The following is a 19673-nucleotide window of genomic DNA, read 5'->3' as shown; positions in this document are numbered from 1 at the left end:
TCGGAAATGTCCGCCATGTCAAAATCGACGTGGGTCATGGAGGCAAAGGCGGCCAGGGTGGCTCAGCGGGTCGAGGCGGAGCAGGAGGCTCGACCTTCCGCGGGAACGGTTCGAAGGGAGCGGACGGGGACGGCCTGCCGCTGGAGCTCACAGCAGCCGAACACACGTTCCCCCACCTGGCCCAGCACCTCCAGCACTCCCTCAACGGCACCCCTGACCTGGCCTGGTGGCAGCTGCACGAAGGGGTACGCCGACGCGCTCACCAGCTACCTCGGCTGGCGCACCGGTGGCGGTACGCCAAGGAGGCTCCCAGCAATCGCTTGCCGATGGTCTGGGGGACGGTGCGTTCTCGGGGCGCTGCGGGCGTTCGGCTTCGGCATCATCCTCGTTCTGGCGGACCGCGTCACCCCAGTGTTCGGGGGTGCTGGGCGGCCTCATCCTTGAGCTTGTAACAAGGGCTCTGCTCAGGCGCGGGGTAGCAGCGCTGGCCAGCCAGGAAACCCGGTCACCCGATCTCGCACTCGCTGTCGGCCCTGCAACGCTGCTTCGCTGGGACCGGCGGGTCTTCCGGCGGCTGACCGGTGAGTTGGGATTCGGAAACGGGCTCGCGCTGGCGCTCGGGCTACCGGCTCTGCTCAACGGTGCAACGACAGCCCCCGTCAGGATCACCACTCTCTGCCTCGTCCCCGCCTTCGGCCTCTGCGGAGCCTTCGCCTACGCGTCCTGGGGTCACTTCACTCTCACCCGGGGCAAGACCACCAGCTGCTGCCGATCCCACGGATCCGGCCGAGTGCATCCCGAGCATCGAACCGACGCGACGGCCGACCAGCCGCCAACGCCGACCTGACGACGCCGCGAGAACTGACCACCAACCACTTCCACAGCAACCGACAAGACGGCAAGGCAGTTCTTGACGGCCCCGTCCACGGTCCGACCGCCAGCCCAGCCGGACGGACCCTGGCACCAAGTCCACGAGACCGAACAACATGCAGATAACACCGCCCCGTGGCACAAGCTCCCTCATGCCGCGGCCAGTCGACTCCTCGAATGCTCCAAACGCTGCTCAGGCGGCCCGCGTCCCCGGCCACGCGCCGGCAAACCGCAGGGCTGGGCAGCGCTGCGACACCTCCTCCACGGACGATCCCCGACCAACTGGTTCTGAATCGCTACCCGCGCAGAATGACGAAGTGGTATCCGGCCGCCTCGTGCACGCCACCCGCCGGGCAGGCAACCCGGGAGCGCGACAAGGGCGACTCTCTTACAGACAGTGAGCCGTCACAGCGCGATGGACACACCACGCCACACGTCAGCCCTCCCCGCGGTCCGCATCCCTTCCGGAACCCGGGATCGAGGCCGCGCAGCAACTGGCTGCGTATGCCCGTTGCAGTGTCACGCCGATGCGGGCCTGAAGGTCACGTACTCGCTCGAACACGTAATGCCCGCGAGAACGGAAGCCAGCCGTCTGTAGCCTGTCGGCGGCGCCCCCCCTGCTCTGAGTGGAGATCGCAGCGCTTCCAGCGCCTGCTGCCGCCCGTGGCCAAGCCGCTGCCTCATGCCGAAACGGCCAGCCGTGCCGCCGGATTGCGTTGGCGCTCGGTACCATCCTGCCCAGCAGGAAGGCACCATGTCCCACCCGCCGTGACACCGCGATCACGAAATGAAAGACTGCCCCCTCAACAGCCCGCAGACAGCAGGCGGCACAGAGGTGAGGAGCCACAGTGGTCACATCGCCCCGTGCCCTGCCGGCAACCCCGGCACCCGCCGACGTATGGATGCTGGTGCGGCAGCATCCGGCCGTACTGCGCCGGTCCACTCGCGAACTGGCAGCAGCCCTTGCCGAAACGTACGGGCCCCGCTTCGCCGTCTGGCACACCGACGAGCTCCTCTTCGGTGTCCAAGGCGGCCGGCTGGTGTTGCGCACCCTGGGCGGCGCAGACCTGCCCGCTCCCCAGGTGGTGTGCGTTCGCCAGCTGGCCGGCCCCATGCACAACGACCGCGAGGTGACCTTGTTACGTCACCTCGAGCGCATGGGCAGCACCCTCATCAACACCGTCGAAGCCCAGCTCAAGTCCCGTAACAAGGTCTGGCAGCTGCAAGAACTCGCCCTGGCCGGGCTACCGGTACCCGACACCCTCTCCTACGCCACCGCCCCCCTCGAAGGCGTCGTGCGCAACCCCCGCCTGGACACGCCGTGCGTAGTGAAATCCGTCAGCGGCGCCAAGGGCGGGCAGGTCTTCCTGGCCCCCGACCCGCACCTGCTCACCGAGGTCGCCGGCAGCCTCACACAGGAAACACCGTTCCTCTTCCAGGAACACATCGCCCACTCCCACGGCCGTACCCTGCGCGTGATCGTGGTCGGCAGCAAGCCGGTAGAAGCCGTACTCCACACCTCCCACAACGGCACCCTCACCGCCAACATCGCCAAAGGCGGCTCCGCCGCACTCTGCGCGGGCCGCTACCCCCAGGCAGAAGAACTGGCTGTCCGCGCAGCACACGCCCTGGGCCTGGACATCGCCGGAGTAGACCTCCTCTTCACCTCCGAAGAGACCTTCACCATCTGCGAAGTGAACGCCGTCCCGGGCTGGCGCCCGGAAATGACCGCCATCACCCCCGCCATCACAGCCCACATCGCCCACACCCTCACGGCCCGCCACCACCAGACACCCCCGACATGACTCCGGCGGAAACGGAACTGGCCGGTGCCCCGGCGCCGGCGGTGGAAGACATGGCATGGGCCATCTCGTGCCGGGCACTGTCTCTTTGCTGATCAGTGACCGAAGTGGCAGGGCGTTCAAGGCAGCACCGACCACAGGACCACGTGAGCCACCTGCCATCCGAAGCCGGCTGAAGCCAGCTCAGCACCGGGTTGAACACGGCAGATGGGCCCAGGACGATCCCCTGCCGCGTTCACCTGCTGACCGGCTCCGGCCTTCGGAAGGGGCGGGTCCCTTGCCTCGGGAGCTGGTCCTTGCATGCTCCAAAGATGCAGCCCGGCGAGAAACGTACAGACCCGGCCGCCTCCCACCCACGTGATGACCGCTTCATCAATGATGGCCGGTTCATCGATTCGGAGCCCTCATCCAGATCGCCGCTGCGACATCTACATCTCCACCCACCAGCGCAACCCCGCCCCTCTCCCCCGCCTGTCGGGCTGGCGAGGTGTCGTACAGCTCGTGCCTGCACACGGCATCGGCTGCATCAGGTCCACGACGCCGACGACGGCCGTATCCGCCAAGACCACGGTGCACGCCTTACCTGCACCTGGCTCGCGCCGCCTGCGCGCGATGGCGGCGCATGACCGCGATCACCAGGTGCCGGCCGCCGCACCCTAGCGGGCCGGCGCGCAGGACGGGACTCCGGTGCCGTGTGGCTCAGGTGCGGTTTCCGGGCCGGAGCCCCGGCCGTCAGCCAAGGGTACGGTCGAGGAGGGTGAGCAGGCGGTCCCAGTGGAGCTGCAGTGCGGCGGGGTTGAAGGCGCCGGTGTCGGACATCGTGAAGCCGTGAACGGTGCCGGGGTAGATCTCGGAGGTGTAGGTGACACCCGCGGCGTCCAGGGCCTGGTTGAGCTCGCCGAGAGCCTCGGGCGTCATATCGCCCTCGGCGTGGCCGAGGTGGACCTGGGCGGTGATCGCAGAGAGAAGGCGGTGCAGGCCATCGGGCCCGCCGGCGCCCACCGGGCCGTGGAACCCGGCGACGGCCGCCACCTGGCCGGGATGGGCCGCGGCGGTGCGCATCGCCAGGAGGCCGCCTATGCAGTAGCCGGTCACCGCGACCGGTCCGGCGCCGACCTCGGGCTGAGCGGTGAGGAAGCGGAGGTAGGCGTCGGCGTCGCGCAGGATACGTTCGTCGGTGTGCGCCTCGATCAAGGGCATCAGCCGGGCGACGACCGCGGGCCGGACCTCTTCTCCGATGTACCCGGGGAGTTCGGTAACCGGTGCCGGGCCGTGCCGGTAGAAGAAGTTGGGGACGAGCACGTAGTACCCGTGCCCGGCCAGTTCCCGGGCCATCTCCTCCAGCACGGGCCGCACGCCGAAGGCATCCGGGTACAGCAGCACTCCCGGGTGCTGCTCGCCGTGGTCGGGGAAGGCGGCGAAGGCGTCGGCCTGGCCGTCTGGGGTGGGAATCTGCAGTGCCTTGGTGGGCAAGTGCTTCCTTCCTTGGAGTTCACTCGCTAGCGTTAGTCACACTAACGTTGTTGGCGCGAGTGAACGTACACCGTTAGTTGGACTAACGCAATGGGTAGGATGGACGCCATGACCAGAGCCCAAGCCGCGGACACGCCCGACGACGGTGCGCTCAAGACGCCCGACAGGCTGCGCCGACGAGCGAGCCGGCTGCTGTCGCAGCTGTCCACGCGCTCGGACAAACTGATCACCGAGGGACTGGCCCGGGCCGACGCCCGCAAGTGGCACTACGCCGTACTCGCCTCACTGCAGGACTACGGGCCGGGCAGCCAAGCCACGCTGAGCGAGCGCACCGGCATCTACCGCAGCGACATGGTCGGCGTCCTCAACGAACTGACCGAGCGTGACCTCGTCGCACGGGCACCGGACCCCGACGACCGGCGCCGTAACATCATCACGATCTCCACCCGAGGCCGCCGCCACCTACACCGCCTCGACCAGGTCCTGGACGACCTCCACGACGAGCTACTCGCGCCGCTGGACCCTGCCGAACGCGACCAGTTCGTGCAACTGCTCACCCGCTTGCTGGACCACCACACCCGGACCCCCTGACCCCAGCGCAGCAGCAAGGGGCACCAACGCCGCCACGGGACGCTGCTCCGCAGACGCTCGCCCATGAAACAGCGCGACCCCCGTGCCCAGCCGGGCAACCACCCCCGGCACCACGGCCTTCGGCCCGCGGCGCGCACGGACACATGCCCCTGGCGCAGGAGGCAGGCGCGGGGACGGTGCGGGCGGCCCCGCCGGTGCTGGCACAGGCCCAGGGGCAGGGGCAGGGACAGGGACAGGGACAGGGACAGGGACAGACGACGAGCTTCGACCAGCGCGGGCCGGCGTCCGTTGCAGGTCAGCAGAGCAACCATCAGGCAGCCCCACCGGCATGAGGCCGACCGCCGCCCAGGTCACTGCCTCGCTCCCGCTCAACGCGAGGACACCGGCGATCAATCCCAGCAGTGCGGTCTCCTCGCCGGCAACCCGCCGCGACAGCTCCCATTCGCCGCAGGCACCCATCACCCCACAGTGCAGAAGCCACTCCAACGCATGACCTCTTCAGCCACACCCGGCCCTGGGGCGCCCCCGACCCTACGAGTGACCGGAATCCTCCCACCAACAACATAAGGACGTTCCTCAGCGTGACGTCGTCCGTGGCGGTTGGTGTTCCCTGCGGTATCCCGCGGACATGCGTATGCGAAAGAAAAGGGGGCGGCCTGAACGCCGAGCGGCGGCGGGCCCGGAAACGTCACAGCCGGAGGCGGCGGTGAGCTGAGCGACGGGCAGGGCTGTACGTCCCGCCGCCCACCGCTCCGCTCACCCTCCAGGCCCACGAGTCAGCGGGCCTGCTGCCCGGCCTAGGCCAGGCTGCCGCAGTTTGTCTTGTAGCGGGCCACGACGTAACCGTCGATCTCGCCGCCCCAGTCAACGCACTTGCCCTTGGCGTCCAGGAAGACCGGTCCCGAGTACGAGGTGAAGAAGCCGTACTGCTCCTGCTTCGACTTCAGCTCCTGGTTGCGCTGGATCCAGGAACCCACCCACACCCGCGAGCCGGCCGAGCTGTTCCGCTTGGTCACCACGCAGTTCTTTCCGGTGGCCTTGTTGTAGGCCAGGAAAACCGTCCCGCGGCCAGGGACCGGGAGCTGGTTGACCTGCGCGTAACCGGCACCACACTCCCGGTTGTACGCGGCGGCGCGGGCCGGAGCCGCGACGGATGTCCCGGTGCCCCCCACCAGCGCGGTGACGGCCGTGGTGGCGACGAGCAGCGCAGCTCCTGCAGCGCGGGTACGTACAGCACTCTTCACTGTGCCCTCCGTAGAAGTCGCATGGTGCCGGTTGATGGACGTACACGGGACGGCCGTCTCCATGCCCATACAGACACACCACACCCCGAAGAAGTTGCACACCCCCTCACCACCACCATGCAGAACCAGCCACCACACCACACAACAACGCGACGGCGTGTGCCCCACAACCCTCGCGATCTCAGCCGAGTAACGCCCCCCACGCTCCCCCGCCCTGGCCGGTGCGACCGCCGGCATACACGCGATCACCGGCCTCGCCGCCTGCGATGCGGGCGTAGGTCTGGGGCTCCCGGATGCTGTCAGCCCCGCGGCAGGGCACGTGGTTCTGCGAGGTGACCCCCGCGCGCCCCCGTCCGACCTGGTCCTGTCCTTCGCTGCCCAGGAACGTTCCCCAGTACTGAAAGCCTTCCTCGACGTCGGCACCGCACCCGACCACCGGCCCGGCCCGGCCCACCAAGCGTAGGCAGCTCCTGAACACGGCGCGATCGCCGCGCCACGTCGCGCGCCAGGCCTCCCCTCGGTCTGCATCCCGCCCGGAACCCGAGACCGATTGTCAGTGGTGGGTGCGAGGATCGGAGCACCGAGTCGGAAGACAAAAAAGGGGGAGCCGTCATGTCCGGAAACCAGAACTACATCAACCACGTTGCTCTCGTACTGGATGCCAGTTCGTCCATGTCACGCCTGAGCCGCAAGGTCGTCGAAGTCGCCGACCAGCAGATCGCCTATCTCGCCCGCCGGTCGAAGGAACTGGACCAGGAAACCCGCGTCACGGTGTATGTATTCGCAAACACGGTGGAGTGTGTCATCTACGACAAGGACGTGCTGCGGATGCCGTCCCTGAAGCAGCTGTACCAGGTCAGCGGAATGACGGCTCTGCTGGCGGCCGCGCTCAAGTCGCAGCGGGAGCTGGCGCAGACAGCTCAGCTGTACGGCGACCACAGCTTCCTGACGTTCATCCTGACCGACGGACAGGAAAACGCAAGTCACCGCTGCCCGGACGCCCCTGCCAGGGATCCGCGTGAACTGGTACAGGCCGTGGCCGAGATGATCGCGACACAGGATGACAACTGGACACTGGCCGTTCTCGTGCCGGACCAGATGGGAAAGCGCGAAGCCATGCAGTACGGCTTCCCGAAGGACAACATCGCCATCTGGGACGCCACGAGCACCCAGGGTCTGGAAGAGGCCGGGCAGGTCATCCAGCAGGCCACCGAGAAATTCATGATAGGCCGCACCCAGGGAATCCGGGGAACACGGGCGGTATTCTCCACGGGCGCAGAGGCAGTCAACAAGGACACCATCAAGGCGGCCGGTCTCACCCCGGTAAACCCGTCGGAGTACCAGCTGATCCCGGTGACCCGCGAAGCAGCCATCCGGGACTGGGTCACCGAAAGCGGGCACACCTACCGCACCGGTTGCGCGTTCTATCAGCTGAGCAAGACGGAAAAGATCCAGGCGAAGAAGCAGATCGCGGTGCTGGAGAAGAAGACCGACCGGGTCTACACAGGGCCCGAGGCCCGGGCCCTCCTCGGCCTGCCGGACATCGAAGTCCGCATCAAGCCCGACCACAACGACGACTTCACCATCTTCGTACAGAGCACCAGCGTCAACCGGAAACTCGTACCCCAGACCCGGCTGCTCGTCATGAACTGACGTGCACCGGCATCTTGGAAGCTGTGAACTGGCGCCTGGGGTGCCTCGCCGGCCCGACCAGCGGGGCTCCCTTCGCGTTCAGCACACCGTTCTTCAGCAAGATGGTCGTGCCAGATGCGGCGGCTATTCCACGAACCGGACAGCAGATGTCCAGCATCTCGGGAGGAACGGCTGCCTGCCTCTGTCCGAGGCTTACATGGGCAGAGCCATGGCCACCCGGGGGGGAGGGATTGGATGTCAGCCTCACCTGTCAACACCCACCTTGCCCATGACAGCCACAGATGACCAGCGTCCCAGCGAGGCGACCCTTGACTTCCTGCGCTCCGCGTTCGCGCCGGAGCGGCGTGGGCCTGCGCTCGGCCATAGCGCCGTCGGTGCGTGGGAGGCCGAGAACGGGGTGGTGCTTCCGGAGCCCTGCAGAACCTTCATCGCGGAGATCAGCAACAGGTGCAGCACCGGCCCTGCTGGAGACGGATGCTTCGGCCACTCGGGCGGCTGCCGGAGCACTGGCCCGGCCTTGGACCGCGGCAGCCAGGAGAACTGTTCCCTCTGGAGGCAGCCTGGCCCTGGGAGAACGGCGAGATCATCGACCCCGAAGGCCCACGGATCGATGCGGTATTCGCCAGGGGGCCATCGTTCTCGGATCCGAGGACGGGCAGTCGTTCTGGATCCTGGTGACCATGGGCGCATGCCGCGGCCAGGTCTGAATGGTCGCCGACGTCGGCACAATCCCGGCGCCCGACAACCACGTCTGGGGCTTCGAGGAGTGGGTACGGCACTGGCATTCCGGCAACGACTGGTGGGCCTGGGAGCATGGCACCCATCACTGCCGAAGCTGACAGGCCGTCCAAGCCGCCGGTGCGTCCTGATGCGTCCCGAGGCGCTGGGCGTCCCCTGGCCGTCTTCGCGGACAAAGCCAGCGTGGCCAGGAGCAGGCTGCAGACTGCTGCGAAGACGGGGCCTGCTCCTCCACTGCAGTTCTGCAAGAACAAGGCTTCTCAGCCGCACAGACAGATCCGCAGGCAATATCTTAGGCCCCGACCGGAAGGCCAGGCCGCAGGCGACACCGGCAACGGGGCGCAACAGCCCCGGGTGTCGGCGTACTCAGTTATGTCCCCTCAACCAGGCACACGCGAACGTCCCGGCTGTCCGGGAGCCTGATCCCACGGCCGGGGCGCCCGATTGTCGAGGCACCACCCCACTCTCGTGAGCGGAACCCTTCTGGCCGTCCCACTGGAGCCGGCGTAATTACTCGGGCTGGACGGGCCAGGGGCTGTACCCCTGATCAGGCCGCGACCCGCCAGAAGATCGCCGACACCCTCTTCCTGGAACGCGGGTACGACGACTTCGAGCAACGCCTCACACAGGCGGCCACCGCACAGGCGTCACACGAGCCGCTCATCCCCTCGCTGAGCCGCGAGATCCAGGCCCTGGTGCGACATTGCACGGCGGACAGCGCCGCCCCGATCTGGTGCATGATCGACGCATCACCTGCCCTGCGGGAGTACGAGGAGTCGATGAGGCTGCGCCATGCGGAGTCGCTGGCAACGGCCATTGCCGCCGATCTAGCCTGTCGCAAACCACAACGGCCTGCCGGACGATCGCGAGGTTCGTGATCGACGCCTATTCGCCGGCCCGTGAGGCGGCCGATCCGCAGGCCGCCGGGGGACGAGATCTTCCGGATGATCGAGGCGGCCTGGGGGGTCACCTCCCGTTCCCAACGTGCGAGAAACTGTTCCTCCAGGTGGGACAGGGGCTGGTCAGGCTACGGAGAACCCGTCGTAGAAGCGGCAGGATGCGAGCATCGGCGTACAGATTCTCCGGTGAAACCGTCCAGGAATGCCGGAACCCGCGCGCTTCGCGCAGGGCCGACTACGAGTGGATGCGGCGCCTCGCGTGGATCAAGCCCGTCTCCTGCGGACGCGTTCGATAGGGCACGTCCAAGGTCGGCACCGTGACCGTGTCCCGCTGCTCCACCCGCGACGTCGACGCCCTGCCGAGCTCGCCTCCACCCGGCCGACGGCCGGGTGGAGGCGGTCGGGGGGCGGCCGGGGCCCCGGCCCACCAGTCCGCGAGCAAATGCAGTCGTGGAGCACACCGGGAATGGGGGACAATCTCTCAGTTCACTTGCATACCAGGAGATTCATGCACAAGCGTCTGCCCCTGCTCGCCGTCTGTCTTACGGTCGCCGCTTTCGGCGCCTCGGCGTGCGGTCCGTCCGATGACAGTGGGTCGAGCGCCTCGGCGACACCGACTGCCGCGTCCGCGTCCGCCTCGGCCGCCCGGTCCGGGAGCCCGTCGGCGGCTCCCGCGGAAGCGCGCGGGCTGACAGGGCTGCCGGCCAAGCTCTACCTCAAGACGATCCGGAAGCACTACCCGGAGCTGGACCGCATCAGCGACGACGTGCTCGTCTCTCATGGCAACGCGCTCTGCGTCGCCCACGGGCAGGCCCTCGTCGACCAGGCCATAAAGACCAAGCAAGAACTTGAGCTCACCGGGAAGCAGGCTTCACAGATCCTCGGCACCGCGCACGGCAATTGCGGCAGGAACGCATTCGGGTGACGTCGGGCTCCCCCGCAACCTGAGCCAGTACCGGCCTCACCCGAATGGGCTCAGGCAGCCCTTTGCGCGGTGGGCCGGCAGCTCGGCGATGTGGGGCACCACGACCGACCTGTTGCACGCTCCCGGTCACGGACTAGACGGTGTCCCAGGCGCCCAGGCGTCCTGGACGCCCCTGACATCCCTCGCCGGTCCCGGCAGGTTGCTCTACCGGGACCAATGGCGTGCTCCATCAAGGCCGGTGAGGCGCGCCGAGGCTGTGGCGCAGTTCCTCCCACGTCTCGGGTCCGACGATGCCGTCGACGGGCAGACCGCGGCGCTTCTCGAAGCTCTTGACCGCTTCCTCCACGTCGGTGTCGAACGAGCCGTGGGTCTTGTCGTCCCAGCTGAAGTCGATGTAACCCCAGAAGTCGAGGAGGCATCTGGCCTCCCGGACCGCGGGTCCGTCGTCGCCGAGACGGACGGTTGGTGGTGTCACAGTGCTGTCGAAGCCGCATGCGACACCCTCGATCGGCACCTTGGGTGCCGTCTCCGCCGACGCGGCCGTGGTATCGAGGGCCGTGACAGCGACCAGTGCCGCGGAAACGAGGGCCACGGATGCGGCTAATCTGCGCGTTGATCTCATGATGAAAACCACCCCTTTGGTGTCCTGTGCCCCGGTCTGGGGCACGTGCCTTGAGACTATGGATCACCGAGCAGGCGCGGCCACCCATTTAGGGGGCTGTTCTGACCAGGCACCGACGGCGCACGCCCGGGGATGTGCCCGGTGGGCCGCCGCCCTGGCCAGAGGGGTACGTCAGCCGGATAGGGCGGGTGCGCAGTACTCCCCGGGCTCCCAGGCAGCCTGCTGGTTACCGTCCTCCCCGGCCTCTTCGGCAAAGCGCTCCCGATCTTCCATCAGGCCAGCGATCCCGGTGGGGACCACCAGAGGGACGGGCACGGTCTGGACAGTAGCGAGGGCCTCGCCGTCGCGGGTCGTCGGCGGCTGCAGGTCGGCGTCACTATCCCTACGGCGCGGGCCGGCTGTTCGAGCTTGAGGTGGATGATGCAGCGGGCCTGGACGTGGCGCCGGCCCAGCTGCTGGACTCGGCCGGCCATGCCGCCGCAAGCGCAATGCGACCGACAGTCGCCGACAGCCCTTCGGTGGTTCCGCCTTCAGCTTCACGTCGCTTCACGTCGGCCTTCGACGGGTGGGTGTCCGTACCCGAGGGGGTAACGATCACGGCACCCGTCCGTCCTCCATCAGGTTCTGGTGTTACCTGTCCGGATGCTGGGCTGCCTCGGCACGTGCCGCCTCGGGTTTCTGTTGATCGGCGACTTGGTTGGACAACAGGCGCAGCGCGTCGGCCGAGGCGGTGTCGTTGGGTGTGTAGAGCTCCAGCCGGTGGTCGGGGCTTTCGGGCTGGAGCCACACTTGGTAGTCGATGTCGACGTCGCCGACGGTCGGGTGCTGCAGGTGCATGGTGCCGACGGTGCAGTCCGCGACGTCGCCCTTGGCCCACAGCTTGGCGAAGTCCCGGCTGCGCATGGCCAGTTCGCCGATGAGTTCGGCCAGCCGGGCGTCGGTGGGATACCGGCCCGCGGTGAGCCGCAGGTAGGCGACGTGGATCCGGGCGAGTTCGTCCCAGTTCCGGTGAAGGTCTTGGGTGAGGGGGTCGAGGAAGAACATCCGGGGGATGGACGGCCGTCGCACGGGATCCTGGGGCGCCTCGAAGTCGACGTGCTCCGCGACGAGGGCATGTCCGGTGCGGTTCCAGGCCAGCACGTCGCCGCGGCGGCCGAGCACGACGGCCGGCGTGCTGTCTCCCAGGGATGCCAGGAGCGAGAGCACCCGTTGATGCGGCCTTTCCGGGCGGGGACGGACCAGGTGTGATGTGGTGGGCTGGCGGGAGAGGTTGTGCAGGTGGGCCGTCTCGGATGGATCGAGTCGGAGCACGTTGGCGAGCGCATCGAGGACCTGCTGGGAGGCAGTACCGGCTTGGCCTTGCTCCAGCCGCGTGTAGTAGCCGACGCTCACGCCGGCGAGCTGGGCGAGCTCCTCGCGGCGCAGGCCCGGTACCCGGCGGGCGGTGCCGTAGGTGCGCAGTCCGACGTCGGCAGGCGTGACCCGGTCGCGGCGGGTCTTGAGATATGCCCCGAGGCTCTCCAGTTCCATGACTCCGAGCGTAGGTGCTGCGGTCCACGCCCGGGTGTCCCTGCGAGGTGTACCCATGACGCGGGGATGGTTGCCGGGCGGACGGCACCGCACCGTCGGATGCATGAATGCACAGCCTCTTTCTCACTCGCCCGGTCTGCGGGCGTGGCTCGGCCTGCTGGTCGTACTCGGCCCCGTACTGCTGGTCGCGATGGACGGTTCGGTCCTGTATCTGGCGATGCCCAAGATCTCCGAGGCGCTGTCACCGACTGCCGGTCAGGCGTTGTGGATCCTGGATGCCTACGGATTCGCCGTCGGGTCCCTGCTCATCGCGTTCGGGAACATCGGCGACCGGTACGGGCGGCTGAAGCTTCTGATGACCGGCACGGCGGTGTTCGGCGCGGCCTCTACGGGAGCTGCCTTCGCCCCCGGGCCGGAACTGCTGATCGTCTTCCGGGCGCTCATGGGTGTGGCCGGTGCCACGCTGCTGCCGTCGGCGCTGGCAGTGCTCAGCGAACTGTTCACAGACCCTCGCCGGCGGGCGAGAGCGATCGGTATCTTCGCAGCCACCTTCGCCGCCGGCTTCGCGATCGGCCCGGTCGTCGGCGGAGAGCTGCTGAGCAGCTTCTGGTGGGGGTCGGTCTTCCTGATCAATCTCCCCGTCGTCGTGCTCTTCTTGGTCCTGGCCCCGGCCCTGCTCCGCGAGGTACGTACCACGCGTAGCGGCCGCATCGACGCCCTGAGCGTCCTGCTGTCCGCCGCAGGCACCTTGCTGACCGTCTACGCAATCAAGCACGCCGCCGCGGCGGGGCTGACTGCGACCCCGGTGGTCACAGGGATCCTCGGCATCGTCACCCTGGGGTGGTTCGCCCGGCGGCAACTCCGCCTCGAGCACCCGCTGATCGACTTCAGCCTCTTCCGCGACCGGGTGTTCACGATCGCGGCCATCACCGGGCTTCTGCCTCTGGCCGCCTGGTCGGCAACGGCCTACCTCGGCGGCATCTACCTCCAGTCCGTCCTCGGCCTGACGGTCCTGGACTCGGCTCTCGTCGCGCTCCCGGGCGCGGCTGTACTCACCGTCACCTGCATCGTCACGCCGGCACTGGTCGCGCGTACCGGCACACGGGCAGCACTCATCACCTGCCACTTCCTCGTCGCCGCAGGCCTGCTCCTGCTGCTGGTCACCAGCGTCTCCAGCGGTATCGGCTGGTACGTGGCGTCCACCGTCATCGCCGGCCTCGGCTACGGCATCTCCTTCAGCGTTGTCGCCGATACCGCCGTGGCCGCGGTTCCCGCAGAACGCGCCGGGTCCGCGGCGGCAATCGCCGAGACCAGCAACGAGATCGGCAACGCCCTCGGCATCGCGCTCCTCGGCTCGCTGGCTGCCCTGATCTTCCGGCTCCAGGGACCCGACGTCGCCGGTACCCTCAACGAAACATTGGAGGTCCCCGGCCTCACGGCCGCGGTCATCGGCGATGCGAAGTCGGCCTTCGTGACCGGTCTGCACAGCGCCGCCGTCATCGCAGGCATCCTCCACGCCGCACTCGGCGTCTTCGCCCTGCGGCACTTGCCGAGGGCCTCCGCCAACCGCGCCGACGCCTATCCGGACCCCCTGGGGCACGACACCATCGAAGAGAGCAGCGTTCGATGACACATGCCGACTCCCCGCTCAGCATCGAGGCCGACGACGCTTCGGTGAGCGGTGCGGGAATGGGCTGATCGACCATGTTGCGGCCGAGATGGGCATCTCCCTGACGGCCTGATGGCCTGATGGCCTGACGCCGGAGCCGCGTACGGGCGGCCATCGTCGCAACCAGTCGCAGTCGCCAGCGCTGCTTCATGCCGACGTCCGCCGCCCCGCAAGGCGAACCTCGCCCGTGGCTGTGGCTCTCTCCAACGGTGTGGACACACTCCGCCCCACCCCTGCAGAGGCGAGGGTGGGGCGGCTTCCCCCGGAGCCGGTCGGCCGGTCGGGTGGTCGGCCAGTCGGCCAACTCTGCGTAGCCGCACGAACGCACCAAGCCGTGACCGTCCCCCCTAATCCCCCCTAAACGATGGCCCTACGCAACGGAGTTGGACTCTCTTCCTATACAGCCATATTGAACATACGTACCGTCGCCTCCATGACCGCCGCCCCAAACGGCCTCGCCGATCGCCGTACCTGGACCGGACTCGTCGTCCTCCTGCTTCCCACCCTGGTCCTCTCGATGGACATGGGTGTGCTGTTCTTCGCCGTGCCGTTCATCAGCAGCGACCTGGAGCCCAGCGGCACCCAGCAGCTGTGGATCATGGACAGCTACTCGTTCCTGCTGGCCGGGCTGCTGATCCCGATGGGGGCCTTCGGAGACCGCATCGGCCGCCGGCGGCTCCTGCTCTGCGGCGCGGCCGGGTTCGCCGCGGCCTCCCTGCTGGGCGCGTATTCCCACGGGGTCACGCAGCTGATCGCGGCCCGCGCGCTGCTCGGCATCACCGGTGCCACCCTGATGCCCTCCACGCTCGCGCTGATCCGCAACATGTTCCACGACCCCAGGCAGCGGCAGACCGCCATCACCGCCTGGACCGCCGCGAGCACCGCCGGTGCCACGCTGGGGCCGGTGGCCGGCGGGCTGCTGCTGAACCACTTCTGGTGGGGATCGACCTTCCTGCTCTCCATACCGGTCATGGCGTTGCTGCTGCTCGCGGGCCCGTTCCTGCTCCCCGAGTACCGCGCCCCCCGCGACGGCCGCTTCGACCTGCTGGGCGCCGGGCTCTCGCTGGCGACGGTCCTGCCGGTCGTCTACGGCGTCAAGACGCTGGCGATCGAGGGCTGGAGACCGGCTCCGGCACTGATCCTGGTCGCCGGCCTGGTGCTGGGTGCCCTCTTCGTCCGCCGCCAGCGCACGGCGGCACATCCGCTCATCGACCTGGGCCTCTTCAGGATCAGGACCTTCAGCGGTGCGCTCACCGTCAACACGGTCGCCATGTTCGCCATGATGGGTTTCACCCTGTTCACCTCGCAGTACCTGCAGCTGATCAAGGGCATGAGCCCGCTCGCGGCCTCGCTCTGGTCCCTGGTGCCGAGTGCCGGGGTGGGGGTAGCGGTCGGCCTGTCCTCGGTGCTCTCCGGCAGGGTCCGCCCCGCCCATCAGATGGCCGGAGGACTGCTGGTGGGTGCGCTCGGCTTCGGGCTGATGACCCTTGTGGGGCCCGACTCGCCGGTGGCGCTGGTGCTGACCGCGGCCGGTGTGCTGTGCGCGGGCACGGTCGGGACCATGACGCTCACCGCCGACCTGGCGATCTCGGCCGCTCCGGCCGAGCGGGCCGGTGCTGCCGCCGCGACCTCGGAGACCGCCACCGAGCTGGGCAGTTCGCTGGGGATCGCCGTGCTCGGCGCGGTCGGCGCGGCGGTCTACCGCTCGCAATTGACCGACTCGATGCCGTCCGGACTGTCGAGGCAGGCGGCGGACGCCGCGCGTGACACGCTCGGCGGCGCGGTCGCCGTGGCAGCACGGCTGCCGGACCTGGCCCGGAACGAACTGTCCGCCGCCTCCCGGGCGGCGTTCGCGGACGGGATGCACCTGGCGGCACTGGTCGGCCTGGTCTTCATGGTCGGCGCGGCGCTGCTGGGGGGCCGCCTGATGCGTCACCTCCCGGCAAGCACCCTGCCCCTGCCGCCGCCCCCGACCCCGACCCCGGAGGCGAAGCCGGATCGGGCTGAAGCCGACGCCCAGGGCGTCGCCGACTCTCCGTCTGCCGACGCTTGTTCATCCGACGTCCCAGCCACTGACGCCGCGCCGAACGACACGCCGGCCACGGACGCCGCCGGTGCCGGCAGCGGCACCGGGCCGGGGACCGGGCCCGCGGAGGCCATCGTCCTGGCGGTCGCGCCCACGCAGGGCCGGAGCAGCGGCCGGAGCTGACGGCTCGCGCCGGCTCGGATGGACGGTATCCCCGATCAGGGGGCCACAGAGGTCAGCCGAAGAACCAGGGGTATTCCGCGGCAGGGCCCTGCCCGCTGCCCACCCCGCACCATGCGCGGTGAACCGCGCCGAAATCCCGGCCGCACCACACCACCGGTGCGGAACTCGCCGGGTGGAGAGTCCGCCGGAAGGCCGGCCGACTCACACGGCGAGAGTCGATGTAACGCCACAACGATTGCGATCAATCTTGAGAAATCAACGCAACAGCGGCTCCGCATCCGGGCCGCTCGACGTCACCGCTCACACCACCGCTCCCGCCGGCTCCCAGCCCTACACCCGCGCCGTGTCCCCCATGGAGTGGGTGTTCCTGGGCATGAGACCGGGGCACTGCGTGGTCCACGTAGTGGAGGGCGACGGCGACCTGTCGGCCGAAGCTCTCGCCAGGGCGGTGGCCGTCGCCGCCGCGGCATCGCCCGGGATGCGGCTGATACGCCGGGGGCGCCGCTGGGTGGACAGCGGAACGCCTCCCACCGTCACAGTGGTTGCCGGTACGCCTACCGAGCGCGGCCGTACGCCCGGCGACCGCGACCGCCTCGGCGCGCCGTACCTGCAGCGCACGCTGGACGGCTCCGGTGCCACCTGCGAGGTGGTGCTGATACCCGGAACGCCTTCCACCGTGGTGTTCCGCGCCTTCCACGGCGTCACCGACGGGCGCGGCCTGCTGCTCTGGGCCGCGGACGTGTTCCGGGTGCTGCGCGGCGAGGATCCGCTCGGCGCGCCGTCCCGGCTCAACGACGAGGAGCTGATCGAGCGGATCACCCGGCCCGGCGGCCTGCCGCCGGCCCTGCCCACCCCCAAGATGGAGTGGCCGTCGCTGCTCGGCCGCCGCCCGGCGGCCTCACCCGGCCTGCTCTGGCGCCGCCGCACCGTGGACGGCCGCCACCCGGCGGCGACGGCCAGGATCGCCGCGGTGCTGGCCCACACCTACGGCTCCGGGAGCGGACGGTTCTTCGTACCGGTGGACCTGCGCCGCCACCTCCCGGAACCGCGTTCCACCGCCTCGCTCGTCCGCGCGCTGCGGCTGGACGTCAGCGCCGGCGACACCTGGCAGGAGGTGCACCAGCGGATACTCACCGCACTGGCCGAGAACGCCGAACTGGCCCCGCCGTTCGCCAAGTCGACGCTGCGCATGCCACTGCCTCTGTTGCGGGCCGTCAACACCGGGATCGATCACTTCACGACCCGGAAGAACCGCTACAACAGCCTGGCCTACCTCTCCCACATGGGCAGCGTCGACCTGGCCGACTACTGTGCCGGGGAGTTCCACGCCTGTACTGTCTACACGCTGGGCACCACCAGCCCCGGCAGCCCTCTGGAGGTCAACCTGGTGGAGACCGGCGGGCACACGGAGCTGACCGTGGCCTGGCATGACGGCCCCGGCATGGCGGAGCGCGCGGACGCCGTGCTGGACACCATCGAGGAGGCCCTGTCCCCTGGTGAGTACCGGCAGTGGGAGGGCAACCGCACCGAACGCCCGCTGCCCTCCGACCGCTCGGTCGTAGAACTCTTCCGTGCTCAGGTCGAGCGCACGCCGGACCGCGTCGCGGTCAGCGGGCCCGAAGGCGACGTAAATTACCGGGAGTTGAGCGTTCGCGCGGATTCGGTCGCCGCCGAGCTACGCCGTCAAGGTGTGGGTCCCGGCAGCGTGGTGGGACTGCTGGCGGGCCGCACCGTGGCCGCACTGGCCGGGCTGTGGGGTGTGCTCCGGGCCGGGGCGTGCTACCTGCCGCTGGACGTCCGGCACCCGGACGCCCGCCTCACCGACCTGCTGGACGACGCCGACGTCACCTTCTGCCTGGTGGAACGACCCTACGACGAGCGCGAATGCGTCCGATCGGGCCGCAAGGCGCTGCTTCTGGACGACCTCGCGGTCAGCGCCCCGTCGTCCGTGTCCGTGTCCGTGTCCGCCCCCACTCCCGCTCCCGCTCCCGAGCCCCACGAGGACGCCTCCGTCAGTCCCGAGGACCTGGCCTACGTCATCTACACCTCGGGCTCCACCGGCCGACCGAAGGGTGTGCAGCTCGAGCACCGGAACCTGCTCAACTACGTCCACTGGGCGACCCGCGCGTTCGACGTGGACACGGACACCCGGATGCCCCTGCTCACCTCACCGTCCTTCGACGTCTCGGGTACGTCGGTCTTCCTGCCACTGCTGGCCGGCGGTCGCGTGGTCCTGATGCCGGACGACCCCAACCACCTCTCGCTGCGCGAGCTGTTGCAGCACTCGGGCGCCAACACGCTGAACCTCACCCCGGCCCACCTCGACCTGATCGGACGGCTCGACCTGTCGCCCACCGGATACCGGACGGTGGTCGTGGTCGGCGAGCAGCTGCGGGTGGAAGTGGCCGCACGGGCCCAGGAGATGTTCGGGCCGGACTGCCGCATCGTCAACCTCTACGGCCCGACCGAGGCCACCATCGGGTGCACCGCCCACATCTTCGACCCCGAAGCGGACGGCGCGGGCGCCGTGGTGCCGATCGGGCTCCCCGCGGACAACACGACCGTATTCCTGCTGGACTCCGAGCGCCGGTTCGTCGCCCCCGGCGAAACCGGCGAGATGTACCTGGGCGGGGCGCAGCTCGCCCGCGGCTACCTGGGCCGCCCCGATCTCGACCGGGAGCGGTTCGTCCACCTCGCCGACGGAAGCCGCGTCTACCGCACCGGCGACCTCGCCCGGATCCTGCCGTCGGGCGAGATCGAGTACGTGGGACGCATCGACGACCAGGTCAAAGTACGCGGGCACCGGGTGGAACCCGCCGAGGTGGCCCGGGCGCTGGAGCAGCACCCCGCAGTGGAACGGGCCGTCGTGGTAGCCAGGACCAGGCCCGGCCACCCGGGCAAAGCCCTGTACGGCTACGTGCTGACCGCCTCCCCCGTGACGGAAGCGGAGCTGACCGGGCACCTGGCCGAACTGCTGCCCTCCTACATGGTCCCGGCCGCCACCATGGTGGTGCCGCAACTGCCCTACACAGTGAGCGGCAAGGTGGACACGAAGGCACTGCCGGACCCGTTCGACGGCAAAGCGGACGGTGCGGACAGAGCGGACAGGCACGGGGCCGAGGCGACGGAGCCGACGGATCCGGTCGAGGAAGCAGTGGCGGACATCTGGGCACGCACCCTCGGGGTGGAACGCTCCCGGCTGGACGCCCAGGCCGACTTCCACCGCTTCGGCGGGGATTCGCTCTCGCTGCTCGCCATGGCCGGGACCGTCTGCCAAGAGTTGCTGGCCCCGGAACAGGAAAAGGCATTTGTGGCACAACTGACCCGGATCGCGGGCGAGCCGACCCTGGGACAGGTGGCAGCCCTGACCCGCGAAGCGCTCGGCTGACCCTGGCATCACACAACCACCCTGACCTGCCCAGCCCGGCCACTGCCCTTCCCGGTCACT

11 protein-coding genes and 2 pseudogenes are annotated in these 19673 nt (G+C 69.1%); 9 read left to right on the top strand and 4 right to left on the bottom strand.

Annotation, left to right across the window (positions count from 1 at the left end; genetic code table 11):
• Positions 1 to 1718 precede the first annotated feature (1718 nt).
• Positions 1719 to 2675, top strand: coding sequence for a RimK family alpha-L-glutamate ligase (locus tag ACFPP6_RS33180; protein WP_382050201.1), 957 nt, complete (start codon positions 1719 to 1721; stop codon positions 2673 to 2675).
• Positions 2676 to 3404: 729 nt separating this feature from the next.
• Here ACFPP6_RS33180 and ACFPP6_RS33175 read toward each other — a convergent pair.
• Entirely contained in the window at positions 3405 to 4145 is a 741-nt protein-coding gene (locus ACFPP6_RS33175) for a dienelactone hydrolase family protein (protein ID WP_382050199.1), read from the bottom strand.
• A 108-nt stretch (positions 4146 to 4253) separates the two neighbouring features.
• Between ACFPP6_RS33175 and ACFPP6_RS33170 the strand changes: the two genes are divergently transcribed.
• Positions 4254 to 4736: a MarR family winged helix-turn-helix transcriptional regulator gene (locus tag ACFPP6_RS33170; protein ID WP_382050197.1), complete on the top strand. Its 483-nt coding sequence runs from the start codon at positions 4254 to 4256 to the stop codon at positions 4734 to 4736.
• A gap of 797 nt (positions 4737 to 5533) precedes the next feature.
• On the opposite strand, the gene ACFPP6_RS33165 is transcribed toward ACFPP6_RS33170, so the two are convergent.
• Complete coding sequence (locus tag ACFPP6_RS33165; RefSeq protein ID WP_382050195.1) at positions 5534 to 5980, bottom strand: spore-associated protein A; 447 nt, start codon at positions 5978 to 5980, stop codon at positions 5534 to 5536.
• Between the two features lie 205 nt (positions 5981 to 6185).
• Between ACFPP6_RS33165 and ACFPP6_RS33160 the strand changes: the two are divergent.
• From ACFPP6_RS33160 to ACFPP6_RS33145, 4 genes and pseudogenes are all read left to right on the top strand, one after another.
• Positions 6186 to 6443 (top strand): annotated as a pseudogene (locus ACFPP6_RS33160) (type 2 periplasmic-binding domain-containing protein); the annotation flags it as partial.
• Between the two features lie 149 nt (positions 6444 to 6592).
• Positions 6593 to 7633 (top strand): vWA domain-containing protein, encoded by a 1041-nt coding sequence (locus ACFPP6_RS33155; protein ID WP_382050193.1) that lies wholly within the window; start codon positions 6593 to 6595, stop codon positions 7631 to 7633.
• Positions 7634 to 8880: 1247 nt separating this feature from the next.
• Positions 8881 to 9339: pseudogene (locus tag ACFPP6_RS33150) on the top strand (TetR/AcrR family transcriptional regulator); the annotation flags it as partial.
• A 439-nt stretch (positions 9340 to 9778) separates the two neighbouring features.
• Positions 9779 to 10195 carry a hypothetical protein gene (locus tag ACFPP6_RS33145; protein WP_382050191.1) on the top strand — a complete coding sequence of 139 codons (417 nt, stop codon included), beginning with the start codon at positions 9779 to 9781 and terminating at the stop codon, positions 10193 to 10195.
• 229 nt (positions 10196 to 10424) lie between these two features.
• Here the strand turns inward: ACFPP6_RS33145 and ACFPP6_RS33140 are convergent, their stop codons facing one another.
• Both ACFPP6_RS33140 and ACFPP6_RS33135 read right to left on the bottom strand, forming a co-directional pair.
• Entirely contained in the window at positions 10425 to 10787 is a 363-nt protein-coding gene (locus tag ACFPP6_RS33140; protein WP_382050189.1) for a peptidoglycan-binding domain-containing protein, read from the bottom strand.
• A 660-nt stretch (positions 10788 to 11447) separates the two neighbouring features.
• On the bottom strand, positions 11448 to 12347 hold the full coding sequence (locus ACFPP6_RS33135; RefSeq protein WP_382050187.1) for a helix-turn-helix transcriptional regulator: 900 nt from the start codon (positions 12345 to 12347) through the stop codon (positions 11448 to 11450).
• A gap of 103 nt (positions 12348 to 12450) precedes the next feature.
• Here ACFPP6_RS33135 and ACFPP6_RS33130 point away from each other — a divergent pair, with 103 nt between their 5' ends.
• The 3 genes from ACFPP6_RS33130 to ACFPP6_RS33120 all read left to right on the top strand — a co-directional run bounded on the left by ACFPP6_RS33130 (position 12451) and on the right by ACFPP6_RS33120 (position 19613).
• The gene (locus ACFPP6_RS33130; RefSeq protein WP_382050185.1) at positions 12451 to 13977 is read left to right on the top strand and encodes an MFS transporter; all 1527 of its coding nucleotides are present in this window, start codon (positions 12451 to 12453) and stop codon (positions 13975 to 13977) included.
• Positions 13978 to 14449: 472 nt separating this feature from the next.
• On the top strand, positions 14450 to 16225 hold the full coding sequence (locus tag ACFPP6_RS33125) for an MFS transporter (RefSeq protein ID WP_382050183.1): 1776 nt from the start codon (positions 14450 to 14452) through the stop codon (positions 16223 to 16225).
• A gap of 247 nt (positions 16226 to 16472) precedes the next feature.
• Positions 16473 to 19613, top strand: a complete 3141-nt coding sequence (locus tag ACFPP6_RS33120; protein WP_382050181.1) for an amino acid adenylation domain-containing protein — start codon at positions 16473 to 16475, stop codon at positions 19611 to 19613.
• Positions 19614 to 19673 lie beyond the last annotated feature (60 nt).

The organism is Streptomyces aureoversilis, assembly GCF_042657885.1.
In the GTDB taxonomy this organism is placed as follows: domain Bacteria; phylum Actinomycetota; class Actinomycetes; order Streptomycetales; family Streptomycetaceae; genus Streptomyces; species Streptomyces aureoversilis.
The sequence above is the reverse complement of the archived record's forward strand: the minus strand, read 5'-3'. Positions and strand labels throughout refer to the sequence as shown.

Bases quoted from the DNA above. Each gene is read 5' to 3' on its own strand.
- ACFPP6_RS33170 (WP_382050197.1), top strand. From the start codon at position 4,254: ATGACCAGAGCCCAAGCCGCGGACACGCCCGACGACGGTGCGCTCAAG.
- ACFPP6_RS33155 (WP_382050193.1), top strand. From the start codon at position 6,593: ATGTCCGGAAACCAGAACTACATCAACCACGTTGCTCTCGTACTGGAT.
- ACFPP6_RS33145 (WP_382050191.1), top strand. From the start codon at position 9,779: ATGCACAAGCGTCTGCCCCTGCTCGCCGTCTGTCTTACGGTCGCCGCT.
- ACFPP6_RS33135 (WP_382050187.1), bottom strand. From the start codon at position 12,347: ATGGAACTGGAGAGCCTCGGGGCATATCTCAAGACCCGCCGCGACCGG.
- ACFPP6_RS33130 (WP_382050185.1), top strand. From the start codon at position 12,451: ATGAATGCACAGCCTCTTTCTCACTCGCCCGGTCTGCGGGCGTGGCTC.
- ACFPP6_RS33125 (WP_382050183.1), top strand. From the start codon at position 14,450: ATGACCGCCGCCCCAAACGGCCTCGCCGATCGCCGTACCTGGACCGGA.